The sequence below is a fragment of the Kribbella yunnanensis genome (genome assembly GCF_039529655.1).
Classification (GTDB): domain Bacteria; phylum Actinomycetota; class Actinomycetes; order Propionibacteriales; family Kribbellaceae; genus Kribbella; species Kribbella yunnanensis.
Window position 1 is genome coordinate 172615 of the sequence record NZ_BAAANF010000001.1, and the last position, 19558, is coordinate 192172.

At 68.2% G+C, this 19558-nt stretch carries 8 protein-coding genes; 6 read left to right on the plus strand and 2 right to left on the minus strand.

Going from position 1 to position 19558, the window contains the following annotated elements; genetic code table 11:
- The first annotated feature begins 132 nt into the window (after window positions 1–132).
- The 6 genes from ABD231_RS00805 to ABD231_RS00830 are packed head-to-tail and all read left to right on the plus strand — an operon-like array spanning window position 133 to window position 17645.
- Window positions 133–1716: a M14 family zinc carboxypeptidase gene (locus ABD231_RS00805; protein ID WP_344143999.1), complete on the plus strand. Its 1584-nt coding sequence runs from the start codon at window positions 133–135 to the stop codon at window positions 1714–1716.
- Window positions 1716–6233 carry a DUF6603 domain-containing protein gene (locus tag ABD231_RS00810; RefSeq protein ID WP_344144001.1) on the plus strand — a complete coding sequence of 1506 codons (4518 nt, stop codon included), beginning with the start codon at window positions 1716–1718 and terminating at the stop codon, window positions 6231–6233. The genes ABD231_RS00805 and ABD231_RS00810 overlap by 1 nt, the downstream gene beginning before the upstream one ends.
- 34 nt (window positions 6234–6267) lie before the next feature.
- Window positions 6268–7431 carry a Kelch repeat-containing protein gene (locus ABD231_RS00815; RefSeq protein WP_344144003.1) on the plus strand — a complete coding sequence of 388 codons (1164 nt, stop codon included), beginning with the start codon at window positions 6268–6270 and terminating at the stop codon, window positions 7429–7431.
- Complete coding sequence (locus tag ABD231_RS00820) at window positions 7428–10661, plus strand: hypothetical protein (RefSeq protein ID WP_344144005.1); 3234 nt, start codon at window positions 7428–7430, stop codon at window positions 10659–10661. The genes ABD231_RS00815 and ABD231_RS00820 overlap by 4 nt, the downstream gene beginning before the upstream one ends.
- The gene (locus ABD231_RS00825) at window positions 10658–15805 is read left to right on the plus strand and encodes a hypothetical protein (protein WP_344144007.1); all 5148 of its coding nucleotides are present in this window, start codon (window positions 10658–10660) and stop codon (window positions 15803–15805) included. Before ABD231_RS00820 ends, ABD231_RS00825 begins: the two co-directional genes overlap by 4 nt.
- On the plus strand, window positions 15798–17645 hold the full coding sequence (locus ABD231_RS00830) for a hypothetical protein (protein WP_344144009.1): 1848 nt from the start codon (window positions 15798–15800) through the stop codon (window positions 17643–17645). The genes ABD231_RS00825 and ABD231_RS00830 overlap by 8 nt, the downstream gene beginning before the upstream one ends.
- Here ABD231_RS00830 and ABD231_RS00835 read toward each other — a convergent pair.
- Together ABD231_RS00835 and ABD231_RS00840 are read right to left on the minus strand one after the other, a co-directional pair.
- The gene (locus ABD231_RS00835) at window positions 17642–18796 is read right to left on the minus strand and encodes an N-acetylglucosamine-6-phosphate deacetylase (RefSeq protein WP_344144011.1); all 1155 of its coding nucleotides are present in this window, start codon (window positions 18794–18796) and stop codon (window positions 17642–17644) included. The genes ABD231_RS00830 and ABD231_RS00835 overlap by 4 nt on opposite strands.
- On the minus strand, window positions 18793–19530 hold the full coding sequence (locus tag ABD231_RS00840; protein ID WP_344144013.1) for a 6-phosphogluconolactonase: 738 nt from the start codon (window positions 19528–19530) through the stop codon (window positions 18793–18795). The genes ABD231_RS00835 and ABD231_RS00840 overlap by 4 nt, the downstream gene beginning before the upstream one ends.
- Window positions 19531–19558: the final 28 nt, after the last annotated feature.

Sequence of the window (19558 nt, forward strand, 5' to 3'; positions counted from 1 at the left end):
GCTTCGGTCACCTGATCGGGTCGGATGGGTGCCTGAACAGGCACAGTCGGTGACTTCGCGTTGATGGTCGCATCTTGAACGGTCAGGCTGACCAGCGAGGAACGTGGCGAGCTGGGACTGGGGAGGCCGAGGGTGAGTCTGCTGCGCGTGGTGGGTACTGCTGAGGTGCTCGAAGGACTCCGCGACATCGAAGAGCTCGACCTTGACCCCGACAGCGCCAGGCTGTGGACCGACGGCGTGAAGTGGCGGATCGCCGCGATGGCGCCGCCGACGGTGATCCCGGTTCTGGAGCAGCGCGGCTGTGATGTCTACGAGCTGATGTCCGATGCCGACCTTCTCGCGTACTACGACGAGATCGGCAGCCCGCCGCCGACCGAGACCATCGCGTTCTCCGGAGGTGTCACTCCCGGCCCGCTGCTGAAGCCTCGGCGGGCGTCCGAGATCGAGGCGGGCCTGGACGCCCTGGCCAGTAAGTACAAGGACTACTGCAAGCGCATCATGCTCGAAACGACGAGCGGTGGGAACAAGTGCAGTTATCTCAAGATCGGTGTCGGACCGTCCGGGCCGAAGCGCCCGGTCGTGTTGTTCACCGGCGGTCTGCACGGCCGGGAGTGGGTGCCGCCGGACGCCCTGCTGTCGCTCGCGGAGAACCTGCTCGCCGCCTACCACGACGGCGCCGATCTCTATTTCCCGGCGACCACCATCAGCTTCCGCGGGGACAAGAACAAGCCACTGCCGAGTGACCGGCCGCAGTACTTCCCGGAGTACGTCATCAAGGCCGAGACCATCGTCCCGATCCTCCGGAAGGTCGACCTGCTGATCTTCCCGCTGGCCAATCCGGACGGGCGGGAGTTCGACCTGGACCACCCGAAGATCCACAAGTACGGCTGGCGTAAGAGCAGGCGATCGGTCGGACCGGATCCGAAGGGTAACCCGGCGCACGGCGTCGACATCAACCGGAACTTCCCGATCGGCTGGGATTTCGACAGGTACTACCAGATGGGTCTGTACCGGGCGCGCTACGGCCGCCCACCGTCCGACAAGACGCCCGGGGACGGTGCCGTGGGGGAGTTGTACCGCGGTTCCGCGCCGCTGTCCGAGATCGAGACCAGGAACGTCGCGACGCTGATGGAGACCTATCCGATCAGCTACTTCGTCGATGTCCACACCGCCGGCCGCGCGATCATGTGGTCCTGGGGGATGGAGGAGAACGGGACCAACCCGGCGATGACCTACCGCAACCCGGTGTACGACGGAACCCGCGACGGCCTGATGGCCGACGACCCGAAGTTCCCGGTCGGCCGGGTGGACTACAAGGAGTACCTGCCACCGCGGATCGCCGAGCGGAACGAGTTCATCAGCCGGTTGATGGCCAGTGCGATCCTGCGCTCGGCGAATCGCGGCGAGCTGCCGGCCTCGGGCGGCTTCGCCGAGTACCACACCGTGCATCTGGCCCAGCAGGACGCCAAACCGTGGCTGGCTTTCGGGGGCCCGTTGACCTCGACCAGTCAGAACTATGCGACCGCGCTGCAGTTCATCAGGCCCGATCGGCCGCCCACCTACGCGTGCGTGTTCGAGGCCGGGGACGACGAGGAAGGACTCTTCCATCCCGTCTACGCCGCCCACAATCCCCAGTTCCAGAAGCAGAACCGGGAGATCCAGTCCGCTCTGATCGCGCTGCTGCAGAGCGCGGCCACCTTCGGAGTGCAGTCCTGATGGCCGGGTCGGTCGAGAAGCTGGCGGTCGAGGTCGGGCGGTTCCTGGAACCGATCACCAGCTATCTCAAGGACAATCAGATCGCCGCCCTGTACGGCGAACTGGGGCTGCCGGTCTCGCCCGCGGTCGCGAACGATCCCGCGGTCGTCGCGTCGGCCAAGACGGCGCTCAGCGCGCTGACCGCCGTACCGCCCAAGGTCGAAGCCCTGCAGCAGACCGGTAGTGCGGACGCGCTGGCTGATCTGCTCAGGGTGATCCCGCCGGCCTTCTGGGCCTGCAAGGTGATGTCCGAGACGGTGAAGTTCACGGTGAACGCGTCCGGGCCGTTGAGCGATCCGATCAAGGCTGTCCTGGTCGATCTGCCCGACGCGCTGATCAACTACACCGCGACGACCTACCTGCTGTCCGCACATCCCGGGTTCGCGAAGACCGCGGTGCTGTTCGGGTTGATCGAGAACGACGACATCGCCCGCGACGGCGATCGGCCGCCGTTCAGGCGGCGGCGGTTGCGGTTCGATCGGCTCGGCACGTTCCTGCGCAGCCCGGCCGATTCGCTCAAGGAGCAGTACGGCTGGGGACGCGACGACCTCGACGCCGAGAAGTTCCTCGAGGCGATCACCGAAGCTCTGCTGGGCTGGGACCTTCCGGCCGTGTTCATCAAGCACGACGACGGTGTCGAGCTCGCGTCCTTCCTCTTCCGGGTCCGCCCGGTCCCCGATTCGGCGCCCGATGCGCTGCGGATCCTGCTCGACGTCTTCGACTTCAGCGGCTTCGACCTGGACCTCGCTCTCTTCCCTGGCTGGAAGACGAAGCTCAAGGGATCCGGCTCGCTCAACGTCGGCCCGACCCTCCGCCTCGAACCCCCTGGCGAGCTGGTCCCCGAAGCTCCCGGTGCCGGTCTGAACGGCAAGCTCGCGCTGGAGCTGGGCAAGGGCCCGATCCAGCTGATCGGCACGCCGGAAGGCTCCGGCCTGAGCGTCAAGGAGATCAAGTTCTCCCTGGGTACGGCGTTCGGCGGCGAGGCGGCCGGTGTCGTGGCCGAGGCGGATCTCGTCGGCGGCAAACTGCTCGTCGACTTCTCGAAGGCCGACGGCTTCCTCTCGACCGTCCTCAAAGGCGCCGGCGCCAAACTCGAAGCCGACTTCGACCTCGGCATCACCATCGACAGCAACGGCCTCAGCTTCCGGGGCAACGGCGGCCTGGAGATCCAGATCCCGCTGCACCTCAAGGCCGGCCCGGTCGAGCTCACCACTCTGTACGTCGGCGTCGGCGTCCAGGGCGGCTCGATCCCGCTCGAACTCTCCGCCGGTTTCAAGGCCGCTCTCGGTCCCATCCAGGCGAGCGTCGACCGGATGGGCCTGACCGCCGAACTCTCCTTCCCGGCCGGCGGTGGCAACCTCGGACCCGCCGAGCTGACCTTCGGCTTCAAGCCGCCGTCGGGGGTCGGACTCAAGGTCGATGTCGGCGTGATCACCGGCGGTGGTTACCTGTACGCCGATCCGGACAAGGGCGAGTACGCCGGTGCCCTGGAACTGAAGTTCGCCGGCTTCCTGGAGCTCAAGGCGATCGGCCTGATCAGCACCCGGATGCCCGACGGCACCGACGGCTTCTCGCTATTGATCATCATCACCGCCGAGTTCCCCGGCGGGCTGCAGCTCGGCTTCGGCTTCACGCTGCTCGCCGTCGGCGGTCTGGTCGGCATCAACCGCCGGATGAACCTCGACGCGCTGGCCAAGGGCGTGCGCTCGAACGCGATCGAGTCGGTGATGTTCCCCAAGGACGTGGTCGCCAACGCGCCCCGGATCATCAGCGACCTGCGCAGCTTCTTCCCGGCCGAGAAGGGCAAGTTCCTGATCGGCCCGATGGCGAAGATCGGCTGGGGGACGCCGACCCTGCTGAGCATCTCGATCGGCGTGATCATCGAGATCCCCGGCAACATCGCGATCGTCGGTGTGCTGCGCTGCATCCTGCCGGCCAAGGAACTGCCGCTGCTGGTGATCCAGGTCAACTTCATCGGTGCGATCGAGTTCGACAAACAGCGGCTCTGGTTCAATGCGGTGCTGTTCGAGTCGCGGATCCTGATGATGACCATCGAAGGCGGGATGGGGCTGCTGGTCGGCTGGGGCGACGACGCCGACCTGGTGCTGTCGGTCGGCGGGTTCCATCCGTCGTACAAACCGCCGAACCTGCCGTTCGACGTCCCACCCCGGCTGGCCGTCGACATCCTCAACCAGCCCGGCCGGCGGATCCGGGTCGAGGGCTACTTCGCGCTCACCAGTAACACCGTGCAGTTCGGCGCGGCGGCCGAGCTGGTGCTGGGCTTCGACGACTTCGGCATCCACGGGCACCTGGCCTTCGACGCGCTGTTCCGGTTCTCGCCGTTCTCCTTCGTGATCGCCATCTCGGCCTCGGTGTCGCTGAAGGCGTTCGGGGTCGGGCTGTTCGGGATCGACCTGTACTTCGAACTGTCCGGTCCGTCGCCGTGGCGGGCGCATGGGCGGGGTTCGATCTCGCTGCTCTTCTTCGAGATCTCCGCGGACTTCGACATCAGCTGGGGCGAGAGCAACGACACCACGTTGCCGCCGGTCGCGGTGCTGCCGATCCTGGCCGCCGAGTTCGCCAAGCTCGAAGGCTGGGAGACCCGGCTGCCGACCGGCGGTGTCGTCCCGCTGGTGACGTTGCGGAATCTGCCGGACAGCGATGAGCTCGTCCTGCATCCGCTCGGCACGTTGTTCGTCCGGCAGCGGGCCATTCCACTGGAGATCCGGATGGACCGGCTTGGCGCACAGGAGCCCAGCGACGGCCGCCGGTTCAGCATCAAGCCGGCCGATCGCAGCGGCCTGCAGCGCGTGACGTCGACCGGCGAGAAGTTCGCGATGGCCCAGTTCCAGACCATGGACGATGCGGCCAAGCTCTCGCGTCCGGCGTACGAGCAGCAGAACGCCGGGATCGAGCTCGCGGCCTCGACGGGCGCGCTGGCCACAACTCACGTCGTACGGCGAAGTGCCCGGTACGAGCTGATCATCACCGACAACACTCCGCTGGAGGGTGGTACGACGGCGATGCGGGCCGCGACCGTGACATCGCGGCCCGGGACGCGGAAGCGGTTCCACAACGTCAATCCGGTGCTGTTCGGCCAGTTCACCAACGGCAGTAGCGTTGCCCGGTCGCCCTTGTCGCAGCGGACGGCGCGCAACCAGCAGCCGTACGCCGCCAGCGAGACCGTGCGGGTGACTGGCAAGCGATTCGTGGTCGCCTATGTCCGGAACAATCTGCAGGCCTTCCCTCCGACCAACCCGGACGCCGACGGAACGTTCCGCAGCCAGTCGGGCGCGACCGAGGCCCTGGACCGCTGGATCGAGGACGAGCCGAGTCTGGCCGGCACCCTGCACGTCATCGGTGAGGACGAAGCAGCGGGACCGCTCGCCGTACCGCAGAGCTGGGCTCCAGCCGGTACGACGCCTGCGGTGTCCGGTACGACGGCAGTGCGGCTCACGGGTGGCCGGGTGATGATTGCCGGCGGCACCGATGCCGAGGGCAAGGCTGTCAAGGACACCGCGATCTACGACCCGGTCGCGAACAACTGGTTGCCGGGCCCGGCGTTGACGAAGGCTCGCCGCCGGCACACGGTCACCGGGCTGACCGGCGGCAAGGTCCTCGTTGTCGGCGGTCTGTCGGACACCGACGAACTCGTCGGGACCAGTGAATTGTTCGACCCCCTGAGTGGCAAGTGGACCGAGATCACCACCACCGGCAGGTTCGGTCACTCCGCGACAGTTCTTGCCGGAGGCAATGTTCTGGTGGCCGGTGGCAACGACGGCCGAACCACGGCGACCGCCGCGATCTTCGATGTCGCGAGCAACAAGTGGACAGCGATCGACTCGATGAACGAGGCGAGGGAAGACCACCAGGCAGTTGCGCTGGCCGGTGATCTGGTCCTCGTCACCGGCGGCGCGACCGCGACCGGCCCCGGTGCCCGGGCGGCGATCAGCTACTGCGAGCTGTACGACGTCGCCGCGAAGAAGTGGATGCCGGTCGCCGGAATGAACGTGCCGAGGGTCGGCCACCAGGCAACAGCCATCAAGGACGGCACCGCGGTCCTGGTCACCGGTGGCGATGCTCCGGCCTTCCTCATCAAGGGCGAGTTCGATCCGCGGAGCCGGACCAGCGCGGAGGTCTTCCAGCTCGACGACAAATCGTGGAAGACGGCAGCAGACCTTCCGGTCGGCCGCAGCCGTCACCAGGCGGTCGCGCTGCGGACGGGCGGCGTACTGGTCGTCGGTGGAACCTCCGGTCCGAGCTTCGACACCGGCTTCGCCGGGGCGCTGCGCTACGACCCGGCTGCGGACACCTGGACGACAACTGGAGCCCTGGTCACCGGTCGCTGGGGACACACGGCGATCACGCTGGCCGACGGTCGCGTCCTCGTTGCCGGCGGCACCGCCCTGGCCGGTACGGCGACACCTGAGCCAGGCACCGACGTACAGAGCACGACGGCGGAGACGTACCTGCCATGACCAGACGAGTAACGAACGACGGAGGTCCGGACGCATGACGAGCTCGACTCTGGCGGCCACTGGCAAGTGGACTGCAACCACCGCGACCTTGCCCGCCCCGCGTGGTTGGCTCGGCCAGTACGACGGCCCGGTGAAGGTCACCAAGGACGGCAAGGAACTGGTCCTGATCGTTGGCGGCTCGGACACGAACGGCGCCGCGGTGGACGAGGTGCTCCTGGTCGATCCGGCAGCAGCCGTGTGGACGCCCGCCACCGAGAAGCTGGCGACGGCCCGAAGGCTGCACACCGTCACTGTTGTCGACAGCGGGAAGAAGGTGCTCGTCATCGGCGGCGCGACCGGTGCGTTCAGCCCGGATGCACCCGGTCTCGCGACCGCCGAGCTGTACGAGGTCTCGACCGGCAAGTGGACGGCGGTCGCCAACAACATGAAGGATGGCCGCTGGGGACATACCGCCACCCTGCTGGCCGGCGACAAGGTGCTGGTCACCGGCGGCAGCACCGGACGCTCTGGTCAGGGAGTGCGAACGCTGGCCACCGCCGAGATCCTCGACGTGGCAACGGGCAAGTGGACCGACGCGCCGCCGATGTTGTCCGCGCGGACCGGGCACGGTGCGGTCGAGGTCGGCGGCAAGGTCCTGGTCGTCGGTGGCGCCACCTCGGTCGGACCGGATCGCGAAGTCGGTCTGGCGTACTGCGAGTTGTTCAACGGCACCACGTGGGAGCCGACCGGGAGTCTCGCGGCCGGCCGTCGCCTGCACTCGGTCGTCAAGCTTGCCGATGGCGGCGTCCTCGCGATCGGCGGCGCCGCACCGGGGAGCCCGACCGGAGCGACCTTCGATCCGTTCAGCCAGGCCACGGTCGAGCGGTACGCCGGTGGCACCTGGTCAGCGGCCAAGTCTCTCCCGTACGGGCGGGCCGCGCAGCGCGCTATCGAGGTCAAGGCCAATCAGGTCCTGACGATCGGCGGCACGGGTGGTGACGCCGGCTATCAGAACTCGTTCCTGCTGACGAGCGACTGGGCCGCCACACCCGCGCCAGTCGAAGGCCGCTGGGGATTCGGTGCCGTCGCGTTGTCGAACGATCGCGTCCTGGTCGTGGGCGGCGTGCTGAAGTCCGGTGCGGCCACCGCGCAGCCAGGAGTCAACGTGCTGACCAAGAACGCCGAGATCTACAGCCTGAACGCCGCGGTGGCGCCGTGACGAACGAGATCATCACCGACCCGAACGCCACCTACGACGCGGTCAAGGACTCGGTCTACACGTTCCTGCCCTGGCTGCGGACCGGGATCGCGACCAAGCTCGAGGAGCTGAAGCCACCGCAGCTCGGGCAGCCGGCGCCGATCCGGGCCAAGATCCCGATCGAGCTGGAGATCGTCGGCGAGGGCCTGAACGGCGAACGGATCACCAAGCCGGTCACCGAACACGTCGAGATCTACGGACCCGGCGACGTGGTCGGGGTGGACCCGCGCGCGATCGTCCGGACCGAACCGCGGCCGTGGATCACCAACGTCGAGCCGAACTACCTGGCCCACATCGAGTTCTACGACGAGGACTTCTGCTGGCGGTACAGCCCGGCGTCGTCCGACGCCGAGTCCGGCCGGCTGGCACCCTGGCTGGCCCTCGTGGTGCTTGCCGGAGGCAAGGATCCGCAGTCGGTCGACGACCACGGCCCGGCGACCGGTGAATTCAAGGAAGGCGTCCGGCCGGATCGCCCGCTGCCGTTCATCGACGTGGTCGACCCCAAGGTGCTCCCGAAGCCGGAGGAACTCGGTGCGTGGGCGCACGTCCACGTCAACGGCGCGCTCGACCCGGCGGTCCTGGCCGACAAACCCGGCAATGGGCTGGCCGCCTTGCAGCGGGTGCTCGCGGCGAATGCGGACAACGCCAGCTCCCGGCTGATCTGCCCACGGCACCTGCTGCCGAACACGTCGTACCACGCGTTTCTGGTGCCGGCGTTCGAGGCGGGCCGGCTGGCCGGTCTCGGCGGCAATCCGGCGGAGGCGCTCACGACGTACGCCTGGGGTGGTGGAGTTGCGTATCCCGAGGGCACCCGGCTGCCGTACTACCACCGCTGGTACTTCAGCACCGGCAACACCGGCGACTTCGAGGCGCTGGTGCGGCTGCTCAAGCCGGTCCGGCTCGGCGCCGATGTCGGCCGGCGCGACATGGACGTGCAGGACCCGAAGCACCCGCTGGTACCCGGAATCACCACGCCGACCGACCTGGACGGCGTACTGAAACTGGGCGGCGCGCTCAAGTCGCCGGCACAGCCCGACGACGATGTCTACGAGAAGTGGGACGAGTGGCCGGACGAGCCGGTGCCGCATCCGTTCCAGGTGGCGCTCGCGAAGTTCGTCAACCTGGCGGACGACTACGTGCCGGCACCCGGTACGCCGACCGGCCTGGCCGCCGACGAGGACCCGGTCATCACCCCGCCGCTCTATGGGCGCTGGCCGGCATTGGCCAGTCGTCTGAGCACCGAGCGTCCGGCCGACCGCCCGTGGAACTGGATCCACAAGCTGAATCTCGATCCGCGCTACCGGGTGGCGGCCAACTTCGGCACCCAGGTGATCCAGGAGCAGCAGGAAGAGCTGATGGCGAAGGCCTGGGAACAGGTCGGCGACGTCGTCGCGGCGAACGAACGGATCCGGGCCGCGCAGCTCGCCGTACGGGTCGGACTTGCCTTGCAGGAAAAGCATCTCGAGCCCAAGCCGGTCACGCCTGGGCTGCGATCGGCGCCACTGCGGACCGGGCAGACGCTGGCGTTGACGGCACCCGCCAACTCTCGGGTGACGACCAGCTCGCCCTCCCTTGATGCCGTGGGTGAGCGGCTCGCGGTCGGGTTCCGGGTGGCCGAGAGCGTGGTCGCGACCGCGCCGCTGTCGGCCGAGATGCGCCGGATCATGCGGCCGGGCTCGCGGCTGGTCCGGAGTCTGAAGTTCTCCGAGGAGGCTCCGCCGACGGCGCTGGTGCCGTTGATGGACAAGGCTGAGCCGGACAGTCCGGTGGCGGCCGAAGCGAAGCAAACTCCGCCCGCGGTCGTCACCCCGAAGAAGCTCGAGGACGCCCTGCCGGCCTGGCCGAGCCTCGCCGACGACGGCGGATTCGACGGCGAGTTGCCGTTCAGCCAGTTCTTCGAGATCTCGATCCCCGGCGCCGGAAAGGTCTTCGACCGCGGCGACGAGCTGACCGACAGCGACCAGGCCGATCGCTTCAAACGCGCGATCGGCCAGTTCAAGGCGAACCGGGACGATGCACGCGTGGCGGGCGAGGTGAAGGCCCGCGAGCCGCTCGGCGCCGATTCGACCGGTACGGCGCTGCTGGCCGAACTGAGTCCCGAGAAGACGATCCCGAAGGCTCTCGACAAGGTGGTGGACCGGCCGGACCGGTTCCGCACCGAGGCCGGTGAGCTGGTCGAGGCGATGGCCTATCCGACCTTCGACACCCCGATGTACGAGGCGCTGCTCCAGCAGGGCGACGAACACTTCGTGCCGGGCATCAACAAGGTGCCGCCGAACAGCGTGACCCTGCTCAAGGTCAACCAGCCCTTCATCGAGTCCTACCTGGTCGGGCTCAACCACGAGATGGCCCGCGAGTTGCTCTGGCGGGAGTTCCCGACCGACCAGCGCGGTACGCCGTTCCGTCAGTTCTGGGACGTGAAGTCGCAGCTGCCGTTGCCTGGTGAGACCGCGGCCCAGCGCCGGGAGCGGCTCTACGACATCGAACCGCTGCACCGCTGGACGGCGGACAGTGAACTCGGCAAGCACGACAACCGCGATCGCACCACCAAGCAGGAGGACGAGGTCGTCCTGGTGATCCGGGGTGAACTGCTCCGCAAGTACCCGAACGCGGTCGTCTACGCCCACAAGGCCAAGTGGTACCGCGATCCGAAGACGAACCAGGACATGCCACAACAGGAAAGGGATCTGGTCGACTTCGTGGACCCGGCGCACCCCGGGCCCACGGAGGTCCAGATGCCGATCTACGAGGCGCTGGTGGCGCCGGACGTCTACCTGCTCGGGTTCGACCTGACCGAGGAGGACGTGAAGGGTGCGAAGTACCCCGGTGATGCCGGCTGGTTCTTCGTGATCAAGGAACGTCCTGGTGATCCGCGCTTCGGGATCGACGACGACCCGGTGGACGTACCGGTCGAGGTCGAGGTGTGGAACGACTTGACCTGGAACTCCGTCGATCCCGACCACACCGGCTTCGTCCCGGCCGGTGAACTGACACCGACGATCCCGCTCGATCCGCTGGAGGTCGATCCGACCGGCGTCGGACCGGACCAGGAGAAGCTGGACCAGCGGGCTGAGGATCAGCAGCTGGGGAACTGGAGACCGAAGCTGAGTTCGGCCGAGATCGCGTACATGTTGTTCCAGGCGCCGGTCCTGATGGCCGTGCACGCACAGGAGATGTTGCCGAAACCATGACTGACGCGCCGATCTATCCCGTGCTGCTCGGTCCGATCCGGATCGAGACGAAGTGGACCAAGGACCACCTGCTGGTCCGGTTCTTCCCGGACGAGTGGTCGATCGACAAGTTCGAGGACAAGCCGGCCGAGGCCGAGCTGTCCGCGGTCGACGCCTACTGGACCGCGATCTGGCGGGCCGCCGGCAACGCGGCCGCCGAGCAGACGGCGTGGCACGAGCTGACCAGCCGGATCGCGATCGGCCGGGCCGGCTGGCTGATCTCGGAGCACCCGCCAGCCAATCCGGGCGACCGGCCAACCGCACCGGCCGATACGGCGGTGCTGGTGGTGACGAGTGCGGCCGCGCTCCCGGCCGCCGACCGGCAGCCCACCGTCAACTACTGGACGGCGATCTGGCAGGCCAAGGGCGATCGGCAGAAGATCCTCGCGGCCGACCTCGCGTTGTTCACAGCCGTCGGCGGTCGTGCGGACGCGATCCGCAAACGCCGGCCGCTCGGCCTCGACAGCATCACCGACGACACCGCCGTACTGGTCGCGTTCCTGGTCTTCCCGGTGCGTCCGGCCGAGCTGGCGAAGGCGTCGTGGACGAAGAAGGCCCAGGCCCGGCTGCTCCCGGACAAGTTCCTGGTACTCGGCTGGGAGAACGGCGAGGAGGTCATCAACAAGGTTGGTGAGCCGATCACCGGCGACCTCGCGGTCAGCCCGGACCCGGAGCTGCCGAGGGCGGAGCAGCTCGAGATCGACAAGACGTCCGGCGCGCTGCGAGTGCCGGAGGACCTGCAGTGGCTGACCAATTTCGAGGTTGCGGTCCGCAAGGGCATGGGCGTAAAGATCGACCGGACGCCGAAGGTGACCAAGGGCGTCAGCCGGCTGATCGTGATCGGGCTGCGGACGAAGAACGGGCCGGCGGGATCCGCGCAGGAGCTGGCGGATCTGATCAGCCGGCAACATCGCAGTACGGACGGCTTCGTGCTGCTTCCGCAAGGCACGCCGACCAACAACACCGAGCAGGCACCGGCCGGCCAGGCCAAGCGCGAGGCTGCTGAGACGAGTCTGCGGACCGCGTTCGGACTGCCGGAGGCGGTGGGCGACTGGAAGACGAAGACCGATGGCGAGTGGTTCACCGAGCTGCTCGGGATCGATCCGGCCGGGCTGACCGGCGTACCGAATTTCGACGGCAGGGACCAGGCCGAGGCGCGCGCTGCGAACCTCGCGCTCTGGCCGGCCACCTGGGGTTCCTACCTGCAGACGACGCTGGCCGACGCCGTACCGGCGACTGTTGTCGAGGAGACCCGGACCTTCTTCACCCGCTACGTCAGTGGGCGCGGCGCGATCCCGGCCTTCAAGGTCGGGCGGCAGCCGTACGGCGTCCTGCCGACGACCGTGTTCAGCAAGCTGGCCTGGGCCGCGAACCCGCACCGCACCGGTCTGCACGCCATGCTGCAGACGATGGCCGGTGACTGGACAGCCGCCGCCACGGCCAACGTGAAGACCGTCAACTCGCCGGGTGACCGTCACCAGGTGCTGCTGGACATCCTGGCGTTGCACCCGGCCTCTGCCGAGTTCCACCAGCGCTACGCGAACAGCGTGGACGACCTGTTCAACCGGCGGAACCTCGGCAACCAAGGTCAGCTCGTGGTCGACAGGCTGCGGGACACGGTTCTGCTCGAGCCGCCGATCCGGGCGCTGTTCGAGCGGCTTGGCCACGCCGGGCTGAACCCGGACATCCTGCGACGCCTGTTCGTCGGCGAGCAATTCCCGTTGCTCGGGCCGCTCGTGACCGAGGGACCGCTGTCGGAGAAGGACCCGATCGGACCGGAGAACTACCTGGCCTGGCTCGCGGCCAACGTGCGAACCGATCTGGATCGCATCCGTCGTGAGGACGGACTGGTCAAGAAGCCGGCCGCCTTGCTCTACCTGCTGCTCCGCCACGCGGTGCTGCTCGGCTGGGAGGAGGCCGCACGACTCCTGTACGCCGCGACCGGTCGCGAGCCGTTGCCGACGGCAGACCCTGCGTTCGTCCACGTCGACGCGAATCTGGCCAGCGCGAGCCGCTTTCGGCTGCTCTACTCGAAGGACTCCGCGATCACGTCGGACCCGAACCGGTACGTGGTCGACTACATCCCGACTGCGCTGACGGACGGCAAACCGGCGACGGCTCGACTGGCCGAGCAGGCGGCCGCGCTCGACGTACTGGCCGACCTGCCGACCGCGAGACTCGAGCGGCTGCTGGCCGAGCACCTGGACACAGCGACGTACCGGCTGGACGCCTGGCGGCTCGGGCTGGTGAACGAGCGGCTGGAGGAGGTGCGGGCGACCGGCGCGCGCGGCGTACATCTTGGTGCCTATGGGTGGTTGGACGAGGTTCGGCCACGCAAGGACGCGCCGACGGAGAAGACCGACCTGACCGGCAAGCTGAAGGAGATCTTCCAGCCGGCGGGTTCGACACCGTTGCTGCTGGAGAAGGGGAACGGCGGCTACATCCACGCGCCGTCGCCGAGTCATGCCACCACGGCCGCCGTGTTGCGCGCAGGCTACCTGGCCAACGCCGCGGAAGAGACACCAACCGTTTTCGCAGTGAACCTGAGCTCCGAACGCGTCCGGGTTGCCTTGAGTTTGCTCGACGGACTGCGGCAAGGACAGTCCCCGGGGGCGTTGCTGGGGTATCGGTTCGAGCGCGCCTTGCACGACCGGTACGACGGGGTGCCACGGGTGGAGCTGGACAAGTACATCGACCCGTTGCGGAGCTGGTTCCCACTGCGGTCCGGCAAGATCGACGAGACCAGCCCGGTGCCCGGCACCGCGGTCGAGGTGGTCGAGGCCCGCAATGTCATCGACGGGCTCAAGCTGATCCAGCACGTGGCCCGACCCGGGCGGGATCCGCTGCAGTATCCGTTCGGTCTGCCCGGCCTGCCGCCCGCGGGTCCGGACGAGACGAAGGCGATCGCTGACGCGGTCGACGACCTGTTCGACGTCCACGACGCGATCGGGGACCTGATCGTTGCCGAGGGCACGCATCAGACCCTGCTGGGGAACACCGAACGGGCTGCCGCGACACTCGATGCGGTCTCGAAGGAGGGGTTCCCGCCGGAGCCGGCCGTCGTCCAGTCGCCGCGCAGTGGAGTGTCGTTGACGCATCGACTGGCGGTCCGGCTGACTTCGGGGCTCAGCCCGAATCACGGTTCGACGCTGTTCCGCGGCAACGGTCCGCGGGCCAAGGCCGAGCCAGCGGTGAACGCGTGGGTCGCGAAGATGCTGCCGAGCCAGCAAGACGTGGTGGTCGTGGTGAGCTGGAGGGAACACGGTCGGCCCGAGCCGGTCAAGCGCACCATCACGCAGTACGACCTGGAGCTGCAACCGATCGACCTGTTCTGGGCACTGCGTCCCGAGGACGAGGCAGCGATGACCGATCTCGACGACCGGATCGCCGGCGTGGTGGCCAAGCTGTACCGGCCGCGACCCGACTCCGAGCTGAAGATCGAGTACACCACCCGGGTCGAGGACAAGGTGACGTTCTTCGAGCTCTCGCCACTCGTCGACGCGTTGCGGACCCTTCTGACCACGGCCCGCCCGTTGCGCACCACCGACCTGGTGCCGGGCGCGGGATCGTCGACGATCGACCGTACGGCGGACCTGGTCGTCTCCCTGGACAAGGACCGGCCGCTCGCCGTCCGCGATGCGATGACGGAGTTTCTCGACCAGGTGAAGGACCTGGTCGGCGATCTCGGCTCGCTGTTCCCCGCGGACCCGGCCGAACCATTGCGGGCCGAGATCCTGGAGGAGGTCGACGCGTTACTCGCCAAGCACGCGGACCTGATCGTCACGGCGGGCAGTTTCGGGATGGTTCGCAGCGGCTGGGGTGAGCTGACGGCCTGGCGGCGTGGGCTCTTCACCGATCTGCTCGTGGCCGCCGACGTCGCCGCGGATCGGCTGGGTGCCACCCTCGGCGTCGCAGACCAGTTGCTGCACGACTACGACCAACTGCCGAGCGGCACCCCGGACGAGGACCGGTTCCGGTTGCTTCAGCAGATCGAGAACCTGCTGGTCACCGTGCCGATGAAGGAGCGACCCCGGACACCGCGGCTCTACCGGCTCCAGCTCACCATCAAGCGCGACGAGTTCAACGACAAGGTCGAGGAGCTGGCCGGGATCGCCGCCAGCCGCGAGACGACGGTCAGCGGCCTGTACGCCGACATCGCGGCGATCGAGCTGGCCGACGTCGATCCGGTCGGGCTGGACCTGACGCCGTACGGGGATCGGGTGGTCGCCTTCGTGGCCGACCTGTTCGAGCGAACGAAGAAGTTGAAGACTGACCTCGAGTTGCGGCTTGCGAACGTGGTCCCGATCCTCAAGGCCTACGACGATGCGGTGCTCGCGCCGGATCGGGTCGAGGCCGGGATCGACGCGCTGAAGGCGTTGCTCGGCGAGGACGTGCTCGTGGTGCCGGAGTTCACGCCGCCGTCGGCGCTCGCCGACGAATGGCGGAAGGCCCGCAACGACAGCAGCCGGCTGGTGTCGCATCTGGCCCGGGACTACCCGGTCGAGGACTGGCTGCACGGGATGGCCCGGGTGCGGGAGAAGCCGCGGCTGTGGGAACAGGTCATCACCTTGAGCGACGTACTGCGGAAGCCGAAGCTGCTCGATCTGATCCTGCCGGAGGAACGGCCGCTGATCCCGGTGCAGTTCCCTTACCGGCGGGAGGATCCGTGGCTGGCGCTGGAGTTCCCACCGGCCTTCGAGATCAACGAGGACCGGCTGCTGTTCACCGCGCACTACGACGACGATCCGCTGCTCGGACGGGCCTCGCAGTGCGGGCTGCTGCTGGACGAATGGACCGAGGTCCTGCCGGCCACCGAGGAGACGACCGGGCTGGCGTTCCACTACGACCGGCCGGATTCCGAACCACCGCAGGCGATGCTGCTCGTCGTACCGCCTGCGCAGGAAGCTCTGAGCGTCGCGGATCTGGTGGCCGCGATCAACGATACCTACGATCTCGCGAAGTCCCGGGCAGTCGAGCCGGTCCATCTGGACGGTACGGCGTACGCGCACTTGCTGCCGGCAACCGTCCTGTCCGCGGCCGATCCGGCGGCGACGATCGGCACCGACCTGGGGACGAACAACGTGCGGTGGAGGACCGATGGTTGAGCCAGTCGAGGAGTTCGCAGCGAGCCTGGACACGCGCGCTGTCCCGGCGATCGGTGTCTGGAACCGGGTCGAGGGCCGGCCGCGGACGACCGAGTTCGGGGCGGCGCTGCGGGCCGAGGTGCGGGATCCGCTGTGGATGCTGACTCGCCAGTGGCAGCTAGGGGAGTTCCTCGGGAGTGATGCGGGGACGCCGGTGACGGCGCAGTTCAGTGTTGCGACGACGACACCGACGCGGTACCGGCCGGGCGGTGGCGGGGTGGAGCCGATCTCGGGAACCGCGCCGCTGGAAGCGGTGGCCGAGCGGCGGGTGCTGCCGTTCGACTTCGGCAGTGATCCGGTGTCGTTCGATCTGCGGCTGGCGATGGGGCGGCGGTGGCTCAAGTACCTGCGCAACCACCCGAACCTGCTGGTGCGTGGGTTCCGGAACGAGTACATCAAGAAGTACCCGATCGCGTTGCCGGATCCTGGCAAGGCCGCGGATGCGGCGCGGGTGGCGCACCCCGAGGTGTGGGCGCAGATGCAGGCGGTCGCCGGACGCGCGGTCGACGGCTACAAGCTGTATCGCTTCCTCAAGGGTGGCGGTAAGGCGTGGCAGAACATCGACGGCGTCACCTTCTTGACCAAACCGGCGTTGGAGACCCTTGGGAACGCACTGATGGCGTGGTTCGACGAGCTCCTGGAGCAACCGGTCGGGGTCGATGCGGCCCATCCGAACGGCAACAGTGCTTGGGATGCGGGGCGGCTGGAGCACAACTTCTCGATCGCGGCCCGGGCCGGCGGGACCGGCGAGAAGGTGCTGACGGCACAGGAGTATCCGGGCGGGACCCTGGACTGGCACGCCTTCTCGGTCGACACCCGCGCGCCACTCGGCGGGACGGTGGACAAGGCCGGCCGCCGGATCCGGACCACGTTCCCGGCGCCGGTGCGGTTCTCCGGTATGCCGCTGCCGCGCTGGTGGGCGGTCGAGGACGGCAAGACGAACTTCGCCGCAGTCAAGCCGGACAGCACCGATCTGGCCCGGCTGATCTTCCTGGAGTACGCGCTGGTCTACAGCAACGACTGGTTCCAGGTGCCGTGCGAGTTGCCGGTCGGGACCATCGCCGACGTCGAAGGGCTGGTGGTGACCGATGTCTTCGGTACTCGCCAGTGGATCAGTGCCGCCGGCACCGGCCGCGAGGAGAACTGGCAGCGCTGGTCGATGTACGGCATGGACACGATCGGCACGGCAGACGTTGCCGCCGACACCAGTCTGTTCCTACCGGCCAGCGTTCCGAAGATCGCCGAAGGCCCGCCGCTCGAGGATGTCCTGCTGATCCGCGACGAAATGGCCAACATGGTCTGGGGAATCGAGCAGACGATCCCGCTGGTCACCGGCAAGAGTCGCCGTGGTGCCGAGGTGGTCGCGGAAGAGCTCGCGTTCCGGCAGAGCCTGCCTGCGACCACTCCGCCTGGCGTAGTCCGGAAGGCACCGGAGTACTACGAGGTGATGTCGAGCGTCCCGGAGAACTGGATCCCGTTCATCGCGGTCCGGGAGCCGGGGTCCGAACGGCGGATCCGCCTGCAACGAGCGAGCATGCCGAGTGTCGTCGACGGCTCACCGGTCAAGCCCCGCACCGACCTGCTGCGGGAGAACCTGGACGGCGCCGGACCGAAGACCTACTTCATCGCCGAAGAGGAGGTTCCAGCGTCCGGTACCAGACTCACCGTCGCCTACAACCGGACGCGCTGGCGAAATGGCCGGGCCGTGACGTGGCTCAGCGCGAAACGCACCAGCGGCCGCGGCGAGGGATCCAGCGGCCTGGCCTTCGATCACCTGGTCGACACGCCACCCGCGCCTTAGCCACGGTGGGTCCAGGCGCCAGCTCGCATGGTGGCGCCGACCGTCAGATCGGGGGCCAGGACGGCCAGGTCGGCGTCGTACGACGGGGTCAGGCGGCCTTTGCGGTGGGCGAGGTCGAGGACTCGCGCGGGGCGGGTGCTGGTGGCGGCTACGGCTTCGGGGAGGGGCCAGCCCAGGGTGCGGTGTAAGTGGGCGAGCATGCCGTCCAGTGGGGTGGTGCTGCCACCGAAGGCGTCGGCGCCGACGACCATGCCGACGCCGGAGGCCACCTCGCAGTCGATGATGCCGAGGCGGTAGCGGTAGCCCTCGGGCATGCCGGCGCCGGCGGTGGCGTCGGAGACGGCGATGAGGCGGTCGCTCAGGCAGCGTCGGGCGATCTCGATCAGGGTGGGCGGGAGATGGTGGCCGTCGGCAATGATTTCGCCGATCAGGTGGTTCGAGGCCAGGGACTCTTCGAGTAGGCCGGGGAGTCGCCAGGGGCCTTGGCGGATCAGGGTGGATTGGCAGCTCCACAGGTGAGTCAGGTGGGTTAGACCGTTGTCGACTGCTGCTGCGAGCCCGGGTGCGCGGGCTTCGCTGTGGCCTGCGGCAACGACTACGCCGGCTGCCGTGAGGCGGCGGATGAACTCCGGTACGCCGGGCAGTTCCGGGGCGACGGTGACCATCGTGATGAGGCCATAGCGGGCGAGGAGGCGGTCGGCCTCGTCGGCGGTGGGCGGGCGGAGGGCGGTTGGGTCGTGAGCACCGCATTGGGAGGTGGCGAGATACGGGCCCTCGAGATGGACGCCGTACAGCATGCTGTTGGTGGTTGTCGTCTCGGCGAGTGCGTCGAGTTGGCGGGCCAGGTCGGCGGGGTGCGCGGAGACGAGCGAGGCCTGCATCGTGGTGACGCCATGTCGGGCGTGGAAGTCGAGCACCTGTTGGTGAGCAGCCGGGTCGGGGTCGTCGAAGGAGTGTCCGCCGCCGCCGTGGACATGCAGGTCGATGAGGCCGGGAATGATCGTGCACCCGGACAGGTCGTGTACGTCGGCAGTGGCCGGTACGTCGTTCGCCGCGACGACCGCTTCGATCCGCCCCTCGCGGATGATCAGCGCTTGGTCGTCGACGAGGGCGTCGTCGACGACCAGGGTTGCTCCGGTGAGCGCGATCAACGGGGATCCGATTCCACGTCCAGGAAGAGACGGACTCGCGGGTGCGTGCGGAGCGCCGTACCGGGGTGGTCGGGGCCGATCGGGCGGGTGAGGGTGTCTTGGACGGCTTGGCGTTTGGGAGCGCCGGGGACGGAGGCGATCACGTCGCGGGCGTTCAGGAGGCGGGGGATGGTGACGGTGACGGCGTGCGTCGGTACGTCGGACAGTCGGGCGAAGTGGCCTTCGTCGACCTGCTGGCGGCGGCTGGTTTCGTCGAGGGCGACGACCTTGGCGGAACGCGGGTCGTCGAGGTCGGCGGGTGGGTCGTTGAAGGCGAGGTGGCCGTTGACGCCGAGACCGAGCAGGACGATGTCGAACGGCTCATCACCCATCACCTGCTCGTAGTGCGCGACGGCGGATTCGGGGTCGATCCGGTGGAAGGTTGCCTGGGGCACCTTGTTGAGGAAGTTCTGGTGCAACCAGGTGCCGAACGCCTGGGGTGCTTCCGGCGCGAGGCCGACGTACTCGTCCATGTGGAAGAACTCGACACGGCTCCAGTCGAGGTCTGGCTCTCCTGCGAGGGCGGTCAGGGTCGCGGCCTGGCTGGGGGCGGCGGCCAGCATGACGCGTGCGTTGGACGTCCGCTCGATCGCCTGCCGGATCCGCTCCGCGGCCCAGGCCGCCGCTGCCTGCCCGAGGGCGGCTCGGGTCGGGTGGGTGCTGATCTGCGGGGCGTGGTCGATGCCGAGGGTCATGTAGTCCAGTGTGTCAAAGGTTTGCACT